Below are 15,895 nucleotides of genomic sequence, written 5' to 3' on the forward strand. Positions count from 1 at the left end.
CGTCCGGCTCGGCCTCGCGCCGCCGGGCGGCGGCGGCGCGGACCGGCTCGCGCAGCGATCCGGGTTCCGGCACCACGGGTACGGCGAACCGCTCCGGGTCGCGCCGCCGGGCGGTGCCGGCCGGGGCGGTCCAGGTGGCGCTCGCCTCGGCCCAGCGGCCCCGGCCGGTGCCGCTGTCCGTCTTGTCGGCGGCCTTCTTCCGGGTGAGCGCGGCGAACACGCCGGTACGCTCCTCGCCCTTGCCGGCCATCGCCTTGTTGAGCGCGACGGCCTGGTGCTGCTCGCGGCTGCGCTTGCCGAGGTGGACCGAGACGCGCACCAGCAACGCCATCACCACGAGCACCACGCAGGCGAGGTAGCTCAGCACCACCCAGCCGGCGGCGGGCCGGCCGGCGTTGAGGCCGTGCACGAGCGCGAACGGCCAGGACACGTACGCCATCGAGTGCAGTCCGCGCCAGAACCACTTCGGACCGACGCCGGCGAACCGGACCCGGACCAGGCCGGTCCAGAGCACGCCCACCATCAGCAGCGCGGCGACGGTGCCCAGTCCGACGTAGAGGCCGCTGCCGCTGAGGAACGGCACCACCGCGTCGGTCGGCCCGGCCCGGCCGATCGCGACCTTGGTGATGACGTGGAAGACCAGTCCGGCCACGCCGAGTACGCCGGTGGCGCGGTGCGCCGACTGGAGCAGCACGCGGTGCCGGATGAGCAGCACCAGGCGGTCGGTGGCGAGCAGGCCCAGCATCACGGTGATGCTGAGCGAGACCAGGGCGACCACCCCGGCGAAGAACTCGGTGAAGAAGAATCCGTACGAGTACATGACGCCGCCGGCGCCGGCCAGCTCCACACCCGCCCACGCGAGGCCGAGTGCGGAGGCGGTCAGCGCCACCATCGCGGACTTCGACATCGTCCGGGCACCACGGCTGGTGCTGGTGGTCCGGACGGTCGTCGCCTTCTCGTTCTGCTGTGCCCGGGCCATCTGCTCCTCGATCGTCTCGCGGCGGCGCCCCCACCGGCCGACCCTGCTCCCCACTCAGGTACGGAGGGACGGCGCGGACGGATCACCTCCGGTGGCGAATTTCTCGGCCGGTTTCTCGAACCGTCGGGACCGGACGCGCGTGTAGCGCCTGACGCAACGACGGATGCCCATGCGTTGACAGACTTTGCAACAGGCTCGTAACCTTGCCGCAAAATTTCAGTCCGGTTGCAAGAAGCCGGCACTGATACAGGCTCCACTCCCCCGCATCCCCGCACCCCGCAGGAGTCCTGATGCATCGACGCCGATGCCGCGCCGCCGCGCTCGCCCTGGGCCTGGCCGCGAGCCTGCTCGTCCCCCTCACCGCGGCGGCACCCCCGGCCGCCGCCGCCACCCCCGGCGCCAAGAAGGTCATCGTCCAGCTCTTCGAGTGGAACTGGACCTCGGTGGCCGCCGAGTGCACCAGCACGCTGGGCCCGAAGGGCTACGGCTACGTGCAGGTGTCCCCGCCGCAGGAGCACGTCAACAGCAGCCCGTGGTGGGTGTCCTACCAGCCGGTCAGCTACCGGATCGAGTCCCGCAAGGGCACCCGCGCGCAGTTCCAGTCCATGGTGAACACCTGCCACGCCGCGGGCGTCAAGGTGATCGTCGACGCCGTGGTCAACCACATGTCCGGCCAGGAGAACGGCGGCACCGGCTGGGCCGGCTCGTCGTACGGCCACTACAACTACCCGGGCGTCTACTCGGCGCAGGACTTCCACTACTGCGGCCGCAACGGCAACAACGACATCGCCAACTACAACGACCGGTACGAGGTGCAGAACTGCGAGCTGGTCAACCTCGCCGACCTCAAGACCGAGTCGGAGTACGTGCGCGGCCGGCTGGCCGCGTACCTCAACGACCTGCTCTCGCTCGGCGTCGACGGCTTCCGGCTGGACGGCAGCAAGCACATGCCGGCCGCCGACATCGCGGCGATCAAGGCCAAGCTGAACCGCAGCGCGTACCTGGTGCAGGAGGTCATCTACGGCGCCGGTGAGCCGATCCAGCCGACCGAGTACACCGGCAACGGCGACGTGCACGAGTTCCGGTACGGCAAGGACCTGGCCCGGATGTTCAACAACGAGCGGCTCGCGTACCTGAAGAACTTCGGCGAGTCCTGGGGCTACCTGTCGAGCGCGAAGGCGGTGGTCTTCACCGACAACCACGACACCCAGCGCGATGGCGGCGTGCTGACCTACCGCAACCGGGGCACGTACGCGCTCGCCAACGCGTTCATGCTCGCCTGGCCGTACGGCACCCCGGCGGTCATGTCGAGCTTCACCTACAGCGGCCGGGACCAGGGCCCGCCCGCCGACGGCAGCAACCGGATCACCAACGTCACCTGCTACTCGGGCTGGGAGTGCGAGCACCGCTGGCCGGTGATCGCCAACATGGTCGGCTTCCGCAACGCCACCGAGGGCGCCGGGGTCTCCAACTGGTACGACAACGGCTACCAGCACATCGCGTTCAGCCGTACCGGCAAGGGCTATCTGACCATAAACGACGAGGACAGCGCGGTGAACGGCCGCTCGTACTACACCGGGCTGCCGGCGGGCCGCTACTGCGACGTCGTCCACGGCACGTTCAGCAACGGCTCGTGCAGCGGGCCGGTGATCACGGTGGACTCGTCCGGCTGGTTCGCCGCGAACGTCCCCGCGCACGACGCGATCGCCATCCACATCGGCGCGAAGCTCAGCTGAGCCACCCGGGCCGCGAAGCCCTCGTACCCGTAGTACCGGGTACGAGCGCTTCCGGTCGGTTACAGTCGGTTTCGTGCTGTTCGACCGGTTCGCCACACGTCGGCCTCCCGGCTGGCTGATCGCCGCGCTCGCCGTACCGTTGCTGCTCGTCACCGCGCTGCTGGTCGGCCGCGCGCTCACCGCCGCGCCCGCGCGCCAAGCGACGCCACCCGCCGCCCCACCCCCGGCTACGACCGCCGCGCCGAGCCCGTCGCCGGTGGAGTCGGTGCCGCCCGCCGCGCCGCCGCCGGACGACCTGCCGGTGGTCACCTACGACCCGGCGCCGCGCGGCTTCCCGCCCGACCCGGACCCGGCCGACACCCGCCCGTTGAGCGAGGGGCTGCGCCCGAACCGGAACGTGGCCGCGTACGACGCGCCGGGCGGCCGTCCGCTGGCGTTCCTCGCGCCGACCATCAGCGGCGTACGGCTCACCGTGCCGATCGTCGACCGCCGCTCCGGCTGGACGGCGGTGCTGCTGCCGTCGGCGAACCGCACCATCGCCTGGCTGCCGTCGGGTGGCTGGACCACAGTGGTGCTGCGCGACCAGATCGTGGTGGAGCGGCGCACCCACCGCCTCACCTGGAGCCGGGACGGACGCGCGATGCGCACCTGGCCGGTCAGCCTCGGCATGTCCGGGCAGCTCACCCCGCTGGGCCGTACGTTCGTGCTGGGCCGCACCCCGCCCCCGCAGGCCGTCTACGGCGGCGTCGACATCTTCGCCCTCGGCGCGATCCCCGACGACCCGGACGCGGTGCCGACCGGGCTGCGCGGCGCCCACATCGGACTGCACAGCTGGTACAACGACGACACGCTCGGCAAGAACGTCACGAACGGCTGCATCCGGCTGACCCGCAGCGCCCAGCGCCTGCTGCTGACCGAGGTCGAGCCGGGCACCGCCTTCGTGGTGGTGGACCGGCTGCCCTGACCGGGCTCAGCCCAGCAGCCAGCCGTTCGCCTCGGCCACCCGCACCGCGTCCGCCCGGTTACGGGCGCCGGTCTTGCCGATCGCGGCGGAGAGATGATTGCGGACGGTCCCCTCGGACAGGTGCAACGTCGCCGCCAGCTCGGCCACCGTGCCGCCGCCGCGCGCCGTACGCAGCACCTCGGTCTCCCGCTCGGTCAGCGGGCTCGGCCCGGTGGCGAGCGTCTCGGCGGCGAGCGCCGGGTCGACCACCCGCAGCCCGGCGTGCACCCGGCGGACCGCGTCGGCGAGCTGCCGCGCCGGGGTGTCCTTGACGACGAAGCCGTTCGCACCCGCCTCCATCGCCCGGCGCAGGTAGCCGGGACGCCCGAACGTGGTCACCACGAGCACCCGGCAGGACGGCAGCGCGGCCCGCAGCGCGGCGGTCGCGGCCACCCCGTCCAGACCCGGCATCTCCACGTCGAGCAACGCCACGTCCGGGCCGGTGCGCAGCGCCTCCGGCACCACCTCGTCGCCGCGGCTCACCTCGGCCACCACCGTGAGGTCCGGTTCCAGCGACAGCAGCGCTGCGAGCGCGCCCCGGACCAGCGCCTGGTCGTCGGCGAGCAGCAGCCTGATCGGTTCGGTCACCGATGCGCCCCTCCGTCCGCAACCGCCCCGGGCACGGTCACCCGGAGCAGGAAACCACGCCCGTCGTCCGGCCGCGCCACTGTCACAGTCGCGTCCAGCCGCCGGGCCCGTTCCCGCAGTCCGGCCAGGCCGTGCCCGGCCGTGCCCCGCTGGTCCGCCGGGCCCCGGCCGTCGTCGCGTACCTCCACCGCCGACGGTTCCACCCGGATGACGCACCGGCGGGCACCGCTGTGCCGCACCACGTTCGTCACCCCCTCGCGGACCGCCCAGCCGAACAGCTCGTCGCGGTCCGCCGGCAGCGGCGGCACCGACTCCGGCAGCTCCGCGACGACGCCCGCGGCGGCCAGCGCCGACCGGGCGCCGGCCAGTTCGGAGGCCAGATCGACCCCGCGGTACGCCCCGACGGTGCCCCGCACGTCCGCCAGCGCCTCTCGGGCCAGCCGCTCCACGTCGGCGATCTCGGCGGCGGCCCGGGCCGGGTCCAGTTCCATCAGCCGGCCGGCCAGCTCGGCCTTGACCGCCACCACTGTGAGCGAGTGCCCGAGGATGTCGTGCAGGTCCCGGGCGGCGCGGGCGCGTTCCTCCGCCACCGCCAGCCGGCGGATCTCCTGCTGCGCGGCCTGGAGTTCGCCGTTGCGCTGGGCCAGCCGGCTCACCCCGAACATGGCGAACGAGGCGAGCAGCACCGCGAAGACGAGCGTGCTCTCGTGCTCCCAGCCGGGCACCAGACGCGCGGTCACCGGCGGCGTTGCCGCGGCGAGCACCACCACGACCAGCGCCTCCGCCGACGGCAGCAGGAACACCGCCGCAGCGGCGACGAAGACCAGTGTGGTCAGCCAGTCGCCGCCGGTGCCGGGGATCCCGGCGAGTCCGAGCGCGAGCAGCACGGCGATCAGCAGCCGGGCCCGGCCGGGCGGCACCGGCAGGTGGCGCTGCCGCCGGGCCCGGGCCCATTCGAAGATCAGCACGTACGCCACGGCGAACGCGACGAGCGAGCCGATCCCGACCAGCCGCCGCCACATCTGCGGCTGGTGCAGTGCGGTGGTGAACGGGATGTTGAGGAAGAACAGCCAGACCGCCGCCAGCAGCCAGCCGGTGAACCGCCAGTGGCGGTTCACCGGCCGGGCCGGGACGGGTGGCGACGTCACGCCGATCACGCTAGTGCCACCTCAGACGCGTGTGGTGTCCCGCCGGAACAGCCGGGCCGCGCCGAGTCCGAAGAACACGGTCCAGGCGGTCACGTTCGCCACCGCCGCCCAGTCCACCCCGGTGCCGGTCAGTGGCGCCCGGGCGAGCTGACCGACCCCGTACACCGGGGTGAACTCGGCGATCTGCTGCATCACGTCGGGCAGCAGTTCCAGCGGTACGAACAGGCCACCCAGCATGGCCAGGATGGCCAGCGCCGGGCCCATGAACTGCATGACGTTCTCGGCCGGGGCGAGGTAGCCGACGAACAGCCCGAACGCGGCGAACACGAGCGCGCCGATCCAGGCGGTCAGGCCGGACTCGACCCAGACGTGCGCCGGCAGCCGGACCCCAGACGCGGCGCCGACGGCGAACTCGACGAGTACGCCGAGCAGGCCGAGCACCATCGCGGTGGCGACCTTCGTCGCCACGTACGCGGCCGGGCGCAGCGGGGTCAGCCGCAGTTGCCGGCTCCAGCCCAGTGCGCGTTCGGTGGCGACAGCCGCGCCGGCGCTGGTGGTGGCGACCATCGCCGCGTACACGGCCAGGCTGATCATGATCCAGCCGGTGACCGGCAGCCCGTTGTCCAACTTCTCCCCACGCGTGGGCAGCCCGAACAGCAGGAAGAACACGGCCGGCATGACCAGGATGAACAGCAGCGTACGGCGGTTGCGCAGCACCCGGCGTATCTCGATGCCGAGCACCGGCGCGCAGAAGCCGCCGAGCGCGGGCGGGCGGCGGTCGGCCGCGCGGGTGCCGGTGGTGGACGAGGTCGTGGCGGTCATGGCAGGACTCCCCGAGGGTCGGTTCAGGCGGAGGCGGTCAGGGTGAGGAACGCGTCCTCGAGGTTGCGCGAGGTGATCTCCAGGTCCCGGGCGCCGGTGCGGGTCAGCAGGTGCCGGGCCACCACGTCGGAGTCCTCGCTGTGCACGAGCACCACGTCGCCGCGTACCTCGACCGAGCGGACGCCCGGCAGCGCGGCGAGCGCGGCCTGGTCGGCGCCGGGCAGGGTGGCCCGCACGACCCGCCCGGCGGCCAGGTTCTTGATCTCGGCGGTGGTGCCGTCGGCGACCACGCGGCCCTGGCGGACCAGCACGATCCGGTCCGCGTACGCGTCGGCCTCGTCCAGGTAGTGGGTGGCGAACAGGACGGTCCGGCCGGAGCGGGCGTCGGCCCGGATCGCCTGCCAGAAGTCACGCCGGCCCTCGACGTCCATGCCGGTGGTCGGCTCGTCCAGCACCATCAGGTCCGGGTCGGGCAGCAGTGCGAGGGCGAACCGCAGGCGCTGCTGCTGACCGCCCGAGCACTTGCCCACCGCGCGGTCGGCGATCCCGACGATGCCGGCGCGCTCCAGCACCTCCGCCACCGGCCGGGTGTGACCGTAGAAGTGCGCTGTCATCCGTACCGTCTCGGCGACGGTGAGGTCCTTGAGCAGGCCGCCGGTCTGCATCACGGCGGCGACCCGGCCGAGCCGGACGGCGTCGGCCGGTTCACCGCCGAACAGGCGCACGGTGCCGGCGTCCGGGCGGGCCAGCCCGAGCAGCATGTCGACGGTGGTGGTCTTGCCGGCGCCGTTGGGGCCGAGGAACGCCACCACCTCACCGGGGGCGATCCGCAGGTCGAGCCCGTCGACGGCGGTCACCGGGCCGAAGGTCTTTGTGAGTCCGGCCAGGTCGACGGCCGGTGCGGGTTCGGTCATGCCCACGATGCTCCGGTGCCGGGTGTCCGGTTCCCCGGAGCGGCAGTCACCTTACGGCCGTGACATTTGTCAGGCGGTCACACCGCCGACGCCGCACGTTCTGGGGCCGCTCAGGCCGTCGCGCCGCCGTCGATCGCGATCGACGCGCCGGTGATGTGCCGTCCACCGGCGCCCACCAGGTGACTGACAGTAGCCGCCACGTCTTCCGGCTCCGCGTACCGGCCGAGGGCGATGTGCGACCGCTGCCCGTCCGCGCCGGCGCTGTCCGCCGGGTTCATGTCGGTGTCGGTCGAGCCGGGCAGGATCAGGTTGACGGTGATCCCACGCGGACCGAGTTCCCGGGCGAGCGCCCGGGTCAGCCCGTTCACGGCGCTCTTGGTCATCGCGTACGCGCTCACCCCCGGTGCCGGGACGCGGCTGGCGAAGCTGCTGCCGATGTTGACGATCCGCCCACCGGCACCCATGTGGCGTACCGCCGCCTGGGTGGCGAGGTAGGTCCCGCGCACGTTCACCGCGATCGCCCGGTCCAGGGCGTCGAGGCTGACCGACTCGATCGGCCCACCCGCGAACACCCCGGCGTTGTTGACCAGGATGTCCAACCGCCCCAACTCGGCGACGGTCCGCTCCACGGCGCCGACGACGGCCGTCGCATCGGTACTGTCCGCGTTGATCGCCAGGCCGGTCCGGCCGTACGCCTCGATCTCGGCCACCACGGACTTCGCGCTGTCCTCCGCGGTGCGGTAGGTGAACGCGACGTGGATGCCGTCCTCGGCCAGCCGGCGAGCGACGGCGGCGCCGATTCCCCGGCTCCCGCCCGTCACCAGGGCGACCCTGTCGGCAAGTCTGACCGTCATGCCGTCATCCTGACAGTCGACTCAGGACAGCGATCATCCGGGTCGCCGGCCGTTTCCCGTCTGTTCGATCAGACAGGATTGCCGGCACCCAGTCCGGGTACGCGCGGGCCGTCCAGCGGCGAAACGGGGAGGCGGACATGAGCGCACCGACGGGACGGGTCGACACGATCGTGCTCATCCACGGGCTCTGGATGACCTCGCGGAGCTGGGAGCACTGGGCGCAGCGGTACTCCGCGCGCGGCTTCCAGGTGCTCACGCCCGCCTGGCCCGGCATGGACCGCGAGGTGGAGGAACTGCGGGCCGACCCCGCGCCGATCGCCGCGCAGCGCATCGCCGACATCGCCGACCACTACGAGGCGATCATCCGGGACCTGCCGCGCCCACCGATCGTCATGGGCCACTCGTTCGGCGGCCTGATCGCCCAGTTGCTGGCGGACCGGCACCTCGGCGCCGCGGTGGTCGCCGTGCACCCCGCGCCGGTACGGGGCGTGCTCAAGCTGCCGCCCAGCACGCTGCGTTCCGGGTACTCGATCCTGCACAACCCGGCGAACCGGCACCGGGCGGTGCCGTTCACGCCGGAGGACTTCCGGTACGCGTTCGGCAACACCATCAGCCAGGAACAGTCCGACGCCGCCTGGGAGCGGTACGCCGTACCGGGCGCCGGGCACGTGCTGTTCGAGGCCGCGTTCGCCAATCTGGACCCGAACTCGGCCACCGAGATCGACAAGAAGCGCAGCGACCGCGCCCCGCTGCTGATCACCGCGGGCGGCGAGGACCACGTGGTGCCCGCAACCTTGGCCAGCTCGATCGCCAACCTCTACCGGAGTTCGACGGCGCTGACCGGCTACCGGGAGTTCCCCGGCCGGTCGCACTTCGTCGGCGGCGAACCGGGCTGGGAGGAGGAGGCGGACTTCGCGCTGGAGTGGGCGGTCGAGGCGGCGAACGAGTTCTCCCCGACAGTGGTCGCCGAGGCCCCTCGACGACGCTGACCCAGGCAGGCGCTCATCGCGGCCGGAACCGCCGGGAGCACTCACCGTCGTGTTCGGGCCGGAGCAGACACCGCTGCCCACCGGGCAACGACCGGTCGCAGAACACCCAGTGCCGAACGTTCTGGTCGTCCTCCGCCGAGACAGTGGTGCCGCCGGGCTCGGTCTGCGGCAGGACGTGGGTCCAGTGCGCCACCACGCGGGCCAGCCGCTGAGCGGAGAGCAGGTCGTTGACGACGACCGGCAGGTGGATCACCCATCGCTCGGTCATCTGTCGTATCCCCGTTCGTTGCGCGCCTGGGCCTGCTCCGACTGCCAGCGGCGCAGCGCGTTCTTGATCCGGTCCGTCTCCCGGCGGCTCTGCGCCAGTGCGTCGTAGACGGCGGCCAGGTCACCGGCAACGCGGTCGAGGAACTCCCGCACCTCCTGCGGGTCGAGCCCGCGCCGTCCCAGCGGGGTCGGCCGGAAGCTCCGCTCACGAACCTGCCAGGGGCGCAGCGGGTGGTAGGCGGAGGAGCGGTAGCAGGTCGATCCGAGGACCGACCGCCGACGACGCCGGACACGCCGGAGGAAGACGCGCATGACAAGACCTGCCTCTCACCGTCGAGATCGAACCGTGGAAGGGCGGGCCCACCGGCCCGCCCCGCACCGGCGGACCCACCCCGGCACCTGCCACCGCAGCCTTCGACCAGCAGTACGTCAGCAGGGCACACCGCGTGGCCCAGGTCGACAAGCCCGGTAACCGACCCGATCCGGCCACTCACTCATCGTGCAGTGAACCGCACCCTTTGCGCAACTCCCGATTCGGGAGTGTGTCATTGCGAAGCTCGTCCGGTTCCGCCACACTGACCGGCATGACTGGAAGCCCGACCGTCCGACGTCGACGCCTGGCCGCTGCCCTCCGTCGCCTCCGCGAGCAAACCGGCATGACCGCCGACCAGGCCGCCAAGGAGGTGGGGATCTCGAAGTCGGCGATCAGCCGCATCGAGAACGCGCAGGTGTCCGTCATGCCGCCGGTCGCACGTGGACTTCTTGAGCTGTACGGCGTGGAGGGCGACGAGGTGGACGCGCTCGTCCAGGTCGCCCGCGACGCCCGCAAGCGGGGCTGGTGGCAGGCGTACGACGACGTGCTGCCGGACTGGTTCGAGGTCTACGTCGGGCTGGAGGCCGAGGCGTCCGAGATCCGTGCCTTCGAGCCACAACTGATTCCGGGTCTGCTCCAGACCGCCGACTATGCCCGCGCGGTCATTCGCGCCGAGCACCCGGACGCTCCGACCGACGAGGTGGACCGGCGGGTGGAGTTGCGCATGCGCCGTCAGGACACCGAAACTCCGCCGAAGCTCTGGGTGGTGCTGGACGAGGCAGCCCTGCGGCGGCCGGTCGGCGGCGCGGAGCTGTTCGCGGCGCAGTTGCGGCGACTGGCCGAGGAGGCGGATCGGCCCGGCCGCACCATCCAGATCCTGACGTTCGGCGCGGGCGAGTACGGGTCGATGGGCAGCGCCTTCAGCGTGCTGGCCTTCCCCGAGCCGGCCGATCCGGGGGTCGTCTACGTCGAGACCCGCGCGGGTAGCCTCTATCTCGAAGGCCAACAGGTGAGGGAGTACAGCCGCGTCTTCGAGCACCTGGTTGCCACGGCGGCCGGCGCCCGGGAGTCGCGCGACCTCATCCTGGGGGCGATCGACAAGCTATGAGAGGACGGCGCGGGTGGAAAAGGCCAACCAGGCGACGGTGACCTGGCGCAAGAGCACCCGCAGCAACGGCTCCGGAAATTGCGTCGAAGTCGCCGACGGCCTGCCCGGCGTGGTCGGACTCCGCGACAGCAAGGACCCGCGAGGTCCTATCCTCGCCTTCGACCCGGCAGCCTGGTCGACCTTCGTTGCGAGCGTCAAGCACGAGACGTTCCGGAACTGAACGCGGCAGGCATCGCCTGCCCACCCTGCCCTACGATCCGGTGCCCGAAGCCTCCGCGCTTCGTAGCTTCGCAAGGGCGCGCAGGTACTCGTCCTCCACAATCCGGTCGAACGCTGCTGGCTGCGCCCCCGCGTGCACGACCTTTCGCGTAAGCCGCGCCTGCTCCCAGAACCTCAAGCCGATCTCGGTGGCGAAGATGTCAGCCGCCAGCAGACCTCGCAACTGACTCTCAGGCATCCCGCCCAGTTGCCAGGTCGCGGCCCAGAAGTTGAGGATCAGGTTGATGTAGGCCCGCTGCCTTCGCCGTTCAGGGGCAGGGTCCTGGGTCAGCGACCCCCAGCACTCCATCAGCACGGCATCGTCGATGGCCATCTTGAGCAACAAGGCGTGCTGGTCACGTTGCGCGTATTCCAATGCGATGCGGGCCTGCCTGTTTTGACTGATGGTGGTGGCGACCACACCCACGAGAGCCAGCGCAGAGAGAAGCATGGATACCGAGCCGTAGGCTTGGCCGATATTCGCCAAGCGCTCCCAGTCGGTACTCGGATCGAAGGCGTAGTCGATCAGGGGCGGGGAGAGCAGCAGCGCAAGCCCTCCCAAGAAGACCAACAACGCCCAGACGGCTACGCCGCGAACACTCCTCATCTACGCAAGGCTAGTTCTCTCATCAAAGTTGATCAATCATGTGCGCTGCCTCCTGGCACCCCGATCCTCCTGGCTCTGCACTCACCGCAGGTCCGGCACGCCGTGCAGCAGGTTCTGGTGTGCGGGTGGGTGCGCCGGGTATGACGGGAACATGAGGGCGAGTTTCCGTCTGGGTCGGATCGCCGGCGTACCGGTCGGCGTCAACTGGAGTGTCCTGGTCATCTTCGTGCTGATCGCGTGGGCGCTGTCGGCGAGCCTGTTCCCGGCCTCGTACCCCGGTCACTCCCCCGTCGCCTACATCGCGGCCGGTCTGGCCGCCGCTGTGGTCTTCTTCCTCGGCCTGCTCGCCCACGAGGTCGCGCACGCGGTGGTCGCCAAGCGCAACGGCATCGAGGTCGAGGGCATCACGCTGTGGCTGTTCGGCGGCGTCGCCGAGCTGAAAGGCGAGGCGAAGGACCCGGGCGCCGAGCTGCGGATCGCCGGGGTCGGGCCGCTGGTCAGCCTGATCATCGGCGTGTTCTTCGCGGGGATCGCGGTGGCGGTCGCCGCCGCGGGCGGGCACGGGCTGCTGCTCGGCGCGCTGTCCTGGCTCGCGGGCATCAACGTGCTGCTGGCGATCTTCAACGTGCTGCCCGCCGCCCCGCTGGACGGCGGGCGGCTGCTGCGCGCGGCGGTCTGGAAGTTCACCGGCGACCGGACGAAGGCGTCGGTGGTGGCGGCCCGCGCGGGCTGGGTGCTGGGCGTGGTGCTGATCGGGCTGGGGCTGTGGCGGTTCTTCACCGGCGCCGGGTTCGGCGGGCTCTGGCTGGCGCTGATCGGCTGGTTCCTGCTCGGGGCCGCCGGTCAGGAGGAACGCGCCGCCCGGATGGGCGACGCGCTGCGCGGCATCCGGGTCGGCGACGTGATGACGCCGCAGCCGCAGACCGCGTCCGGCGACCTCACCGTGGCCGACTTCGTCGACCACTACCTGTTCGCGTACCGGCACTCGGCACTGCCGCTCACCGTCGACGGCAGGCCGGTCGGTCTGGTCACGCTCGATCGGGTACGCGGCATCCCGGCGGACCGCCGCGCGTCGACCACCCTGGCCGAGGTGTCCTGCCGGGCCGACGAACTGGTGCTCGCCCCCCCGGACGAGCAGCTCACCGACCTGCTGCCCCGCCTCAACGAGTGCACCGACGGCCGGGCGCTGGTGGTGATCGACGACCAGTTGGTCGGCATCGTCTCGCCCAGCGACATCAGCCGGGCGGTCCAGCGCGGCAGCCTGCGCCAGCAGGTGCCGGCTGGACGCTGAGCCAGTCCCGAGGAAAGCTGACTCAGTCCCGGGGGAAGTAGCGGTCCATCTCGGCGGTGCGGAACTTCCCCTTCGGGTCGAACTCGCGCAGCAGCGCGGCGAAGTCGGCGTGCCGGGGGTACGCGGCGGCGGGATCGCGGTCGAACAGCTTGCCCCAGTGCGGGCGCGGCGCGAACGGGGCGAGCCGCTCCTCCACCTCCGCCAGCACCGGCGCCACCGCCACCGGGTCACCGATCCAGGTGAAGTGCAGCGCCAGCGAGTCGCGCCGGAAGTTCGGGCTCAGCCACAGCTCGTCGGCGGCGATCGTCCGCAGCTCGCAGATCTGGAGCACGGCGGCGATCCGGTCGGCAATCGGGTCGAGCGCGGCGAGCGCCGCCGACGCGTCGGCCCGGGCCACGTGCCACTCGGACTGCAACTCGTCGCCGCTGCTCGGCGTGAATCCGAGCCGGAAGTGCGGCAGCCGCTCGTGCCACGGCCCCGGCTCGCCGAGCTGCGCCGTGCAGTGCTCCGGCGACATGCCGGGCACCGGGTGCCGGGGCGAGTCGGCGGCGACCGAGTCCAGCCAGTCGGCGGGCGGCGGCGCCTGGTCCGCGTACTGCTTCACCCACACCTGGTCGAAACGCTCCGAGCGCCACGAGGTGAAGACGCTGACGCTGTACGCGGCGTCGAGCGCCTCGTCCAGCGCCGCACGAGGCAGGCCGAGGCGGACGTGCTGGCGCACCGCGTACGTGGGCACCACGTCGAGCGTGAGCCGGGTGACCACGCCCAGCGCGCCCAGGTTGACCACCATCCCGGCGAACCGCGGGTCACCGCGGTCGACGGTGATCAGGTCGCCGTCGGCGGTGACCAGTTCCAGCCCGGCGACGGCGGCGGCGAGGTTGCGGTTCCGCGCGCCGGACCCGTGGGTGGCGGTGGCGACCGAGCCGGCCACCGAGATGTGCGGCAGCGAGGCGAGGTTCGCCAGCGCGTACCCCTGAGCCTGGAGCGCGGTGGCCAGGTCGCCGTAGCGGACGCCGGCCGCGACGGTGACCGCGCCACGGTCGGGGTCGAGCGCGACCGCGGGCGGCAGGCCGTCCAGCGCGATCTGGGTGCCGGTGGTGTCGCCGAGCCGGTTGAACGAGTGGCCGGTGCCGACGGCCCGGACCAGGTCGGCCTCCGCGACCAGCCGGCGCAGGTCGTCGGTCGAGGTCGGCCGCGATCGGGTACGCGCAGACCAGCTGACGTTTCCGGCCCAGTTGGTGTCCGTCATGCGCTGCATCATGCGCCATCATGCGCCGGCAGGGTTGCCCCGGCCACTCGGCGGGAATCCTGGCGGGATGAGCAGCTACCGCGACCCGAGCCTCCGCGGCGACGTGTACCCGTCGGAGGAGGAGATCGACCCGACCGGCGTGGACCCCGACGCTGCGGAGATGCCGCCAGCCGGTGTGGGGCCCGTCGGTGTGGGACCGGCCGGTGTGGGACCGGCCGGTGTGGGAACCGCCGGTGTGGGGGTGACGCCCGCCGCGACCGCGCCGGTGCCAGGGCCCACGCCGGAGCCCGAGCCGGACCCGGTGCCCCACCCGGGGCCGCCGCCGCGCCAGGCGTCCGGCCGGTCGATCGTGACCCGGCACCTGGACGGTTCCGTCGAGGTGGTGACCGACCTGGACGGCGACGGCGTGGCCGACGTGGTGCAGGTCGACCTGGACGGCGACGGTGTGCCCGACGTGACGTACCTGGACAGCGACCGCGACGGCCGCCTCGACACCGTCCGCCGCGCAACCCCACGCTGACGCGCCCCGGCGCTCACGCGACTCGGCGACGATCTTGGAGTTCTGGCGCCCACACCGTTGATCATGCAGTTACTGCCCCGACAAGAGCCGCAAATCCGGCACAGAAAGGGCCGCAACCGCAAGATCGCGGGGTTGTGGCGGTGGTGCGGGAGTGCCTCCCGTGACGCGAGATTGTCGTTCCGCGAGGTGGACCGGTGTAGATCTTGGTAGGAAAGGGCCCCTATGGGGGCCGTTTCCTACCAAGATCTCGACGGGAGCCGGGAGGCGGGACGGGCGGCGGGGCGGGCGAGCCCGGTCAGATCTGGGGCATCACCTCGGCGGCTACCAGCTCCAGGTGGTCCAGGTCGGTCAGGTCCAGCACCTGGAGGTAGGCGCGGGAGCTACCCGTCTCGGCGTACCGGCCGAGCGTCTCGATCACCTCGGCGGGCGTGCCGGCGGCGCCGTTGGCGCGCAGCTCGGCCGGGTCGCGCCCGATCGCCTCGGCGCGGCGCCTCACCTCGGCCTCGTTGCGGCCGCAGCAGAGCACGAGCGCGTTGGACCAGGTCATCGTGGACGGATCCCGGTCGATCTCGGCGCAGGCGTCGCGTACCCGCTGGAACTGCGTGACGGTGTCCTCGACCGAGGCGAACGGCAGGTTGAACTCGTCGGCGTACCGGGCGGCCAGGCGGGGCGTGCGCTTCGGGCCCATACCACCGAGCAGGATCGGCGGGCGGGGACGCTGCACCGGCTTCGGCAGCGCGGGCGAGTCACTGACCGGGTAGTACGTGCCGGGAAAGTCGAACGTGGAGCCGTCCGGGGTGGACCAGAGCCCGGTGATGACGGCGAGCTGCTCCTCCAGCCGGTCGAACCGCTCCCCCAGCGCCGGGAACGGGATGCCGTAGGCGGAGTGCTCCTCGGCGTACCAGCCGGTGCCGATGCCCAGCTCGACCCGGCCGCCGCTCATCTGGTCGACCTGCGCCACGGTGATCGCCAGCGGGCCGGGGAGCCGGAACGTGGCGGCTGTCATCAGGGTGCCGAGCCGGATCCGGGTGGTGTCGCGGGCCAGGCCGGCGAGCGTGGTCCACGCGTCGGTCGGGCCGGGGTCGCCGCTCACCGAACCCATCTTCAGGTAGTGGTCGGAGCGGAAGAACGCGGCGAAGCCGGTCTCCTCCGCGCGGCGGGCCACGGCGAGGAGCTGGTCGTATGTGGCCCCCTGCTGGGGCTCGGTGAAGATCCGCAGTTCCATACCCCGAGCATATGGAGCCCGCCG

18 protein-coding genes are annotated in these 15,895 nt (G+C 72.1%); 7 read left to right on the plus strand and 11 right to left on the minus strand.

Annotation, left to right across the window (positions count from 1 at the left end; translation table 11 throughout):
* A partial coding sequence (locus AC2CHG_RS09305; RefSeq protein WP_484524549.1) for a ferric reductase-like transmembrane domain-containing protein occupies window positions 1-1,033 on the minus strand: 1,033 nt, incomplete at its 3' end.
* A 236-nt stretch (window positions 1,034-1,269) separates the two neighbouring features.
* Here AC2CHG_RS09305 and AC2CHG_RS09310 point away from each other — a divergent pair.
* Complete coding sequence (locus AC2CHG_RS09310) at window positions 1,270-2,715, plus strand: alpha-amylase (protein ID WP_484524550.1); 1,446 nt, start codon at window positions 1,270-1,272, stop codon at window positions 2,713-2,715.
* Between the two features lie 73 nt (window positions 2,716-2,788).
* Entirely contained in the window at window positions 2,789-3,679 is an 891-nt protein-coding gene (locus tag AC2CHG_RS09315) for a L,D-transpeptidase (RefSeq protein WP_484524551.1), read from the plus strand.
* Window positions 3,680-3,685: 6 nt separating this feature from the next.
* Here the strand turns inward: AC2CHG_RS09315 and AC2CHG_RS09320 are convergent, their stop codons facing one another.
* The 5 genes from AC2CHG_RS09320 to AC2CHG_RS09340 all read right to left on the minus strand — a co-directional run bounded on the left by AC2CHG_RS09320 (window position 3,686) and on the right by AC2CHG_RS09340 (window position 8,044).
* Complete coding sequence (locus AC2CHG_RS09320) at window positions 3,686-4,306, minus strand: response regulator transcription factor (RefSeq protein WP_043329150.1); 621 nt, start codon at window positions 4,304-4,306, stop codon at window positions 3,686-3,688.
* Window positions 4,303-5,454 (minus strand): sensor histidine kinase, encoded by a 1,152-nt coding sequence (locus tag AC2CHG_RS09325; protein WP_355508313.1) that lies wholly within the window; start codon window positions 5,452-5,454, stop codon window positions 4,303-4,305. The genes AC2CHG_RS09320 and AC2CHG_RS09325 overlap by 4 nt, the downstream gene beginning before the upstream one ends.
* A 21-nt stretch (window positions 5,455-5,475) precedes the next feature.
* Window positions 5,476-6,276, minus strand: a complete 801-nt coding sequence (locus AC2CHG_RS09330; protein ID WP_484524552.1) for an ABC transporter permease — start codon at window positions 6,274-6,276, stop codon at window positions 5,476-5,478.
* A gap of 23 nt (window positions 6,277-6,299) precedes the next feature.
* Complete coding sequence (locus AC2CHG_RS09335; RefSeq protein WP_484524553.1) at window positions 6,300-7,190, minus strand: ABC transporter ATP-binding protein; 891 nt, start codon at window positions 7,188-7,190, stop codon at window positions 6,300-6,302.
* A gap of 110 nt (window positions 7,191-7,300) precedes the next feature.
* A complete protein-coding gene (locus AC2CHG_RS09340) occupies window positions 7,301-8,044 on the minus strand; it encodes an SDR family NAD(P)-dependent oxidoreductase (RefSeq protein WP_355508321.1) in 744 nt (247 codons plus the stop codon).
* A 137-nt stretch (window positions 8,045-8,181) separates the two neighbouring features.
* On the opposite strand from AC2CHG_RS09340, the gene AC2CHG_RS09345 reads away from it, so the two are divergent.
* On the plus strand, window positions 8,182-9,033 hold the full coding sequence (locus tag AC2CHG_RS09345; protein ID WP_355508323.1) for an alpha/beta hydrolase: 852 nt from the start codon (window positions 8,182-8,184) through the stop codon (window positions 9,031-9,033).
* Between the two features lie 13 nt (window positions 9,034-9,046).
* Here the strand turns inward: AC2CHG_RS09345 and AC2CHG_RS09350 are convergent, their stop codons facing one another.
* Together AC2CHG_RS09350 and AC2CHG_RS09355 are read right to left on the minus strand one after the other, a co-directional pair.
* Window positions 9,047-9,301, minus strand: coding sequence for a hypothetical protein (locus AC2CHG_RS09350; RefSeq protein WP_484524554.1), 255 nt, complete (start codon window positions 9,299-9,301; stop codon window positions 9,047-9,049).
* Window positions 9,298-9,612: a DivIVA domain-containing protein gene (locus tag AC2CHG_RS09355; protein WP_151015826.1), complete on the minus strand. Its 315-nt coding sequence runs from the start codon at window positions 9,610-9,612 to the stop codon at window positions 9,298-9,300. Before AC2CHG_RS09355 ends, AC2CHG_RS09350 begins: the two co-directional genes overlap by 4 nt.
* Window positions 9,613-9,884: 272 nt before the next feature.
* Here AC2CHG_RS09355 and AC2CHG_RS09360 point away from each other — a divergent pair, with 272 nt between their 5' ends.
* Window positions 9,885-10,721, plus strand: coding sequence for a helix-turn-helix domain-containing protein (locus AC2CHG_RS09360; RefSeq protein WP_091331024.1), 837 nt, complete (start codon window positions 9,885-9,887; stop codon window positions 10,719-10,721).
* Window positions 10,722-10,734: 13 nt separating this feature from the next.
* On the plus strand, window positions 10,735-10,941 hold the full coding sequence (locus AC2CHG_RS09365) for a DUF397 domain-containing protein (RefSeq protein WP_484524555.1): 207 nt from the start codon (window positions 10,735-10,737) through the stop codon (window positions 10,939-10,941).
* Between the two features lie 30 nt (window positions 10,942-10,971).
* Here AC2CHG_RS09365 and AC2CHG_RS09370 read toward each other — a convergent pair whose 3' ends face one another.
* Window positions 10,972-11,586, minus strand: coding sequence for a DUF6082 family protein (locus tag AC2CHG_RS09370; RefSeq protein WP_355115794.1), 615 nt, complete (start codon window positions 11,584-11,586; stop codon window positions 10,972-10,974).
* A gap of 151 nt (window positions 11,587-11,737) precedes the next feature.
* Here AC2CHG_RS09370 and AC2CHG_RS09375 point away from each other — a divergent pair, with 151 nt between their 5' ends.
* A complete protein-coding gene (locus tag AC2CHG_RS09375) occupies window positions 11,738-12,877 on the plus strand; it encodes a site-2 protease family protein (protein WP_484524556.1) in 1,140 nt (379 codons plus the stop codon).
* 22 nt (window positions 12,878-12,899) lie between these two features.
* Here AC2CHG_RS09375 and AC2CHG_RS09380 read toward each other — a convergent pair whose 3' ends face one another.
* Complete coding sequence (locus AC2CHG_RS09380; RefSeq protein ID WP_484524557.1) at window positions 12,900-14,126, minus strand: FAD-binding protein; 1,227 nt, start codon at window positions 14,124-14,126, stop codon at window positions 12,900-12,902.
* A 67-nt stretch (window positions 14,127-14,193) separates the two neighbouring features.
* On the opposite strand from AC2CHG_RS09380, the gene AC2CHG_RS09385 reads away from it, so the two are divergent.
* Complete coding sequence (locus AC2CHG_RS09385; protein ID WP_484524558.1) at window positions 14,194-14,646, plus strand: hypothetical protein; 453 nt, start codon at window positions 14,194-14,196, stop codon at window positions 14,644-14,646.
* Between the two features lie 295 nt (window positions 14,647-14,941).
* Here AC2CHG_RS09385 and AC2CHG_RS09390 read toward each other — a convergent pair whose 3' ends face one another.
* The gene (locus AC2CHG_RS09390; RefSeq protein WP_484524559.1) at window positions 14,942-15,871 is read right to left on the minus strand and encodes an LLM class F420-dependent oxidoreductase; all 930 of its coding nucleotides are present in this window, start codon (window positions 15,869-15,871) and stop codon (window positions 14,942-14,944) included.
* Window positions 15,872-15,895 lie beyond the last annotated feature (24 nt).

It is taken from the genome of Micromonospora sp. ATLC20, from assembly GCF_057196585.1.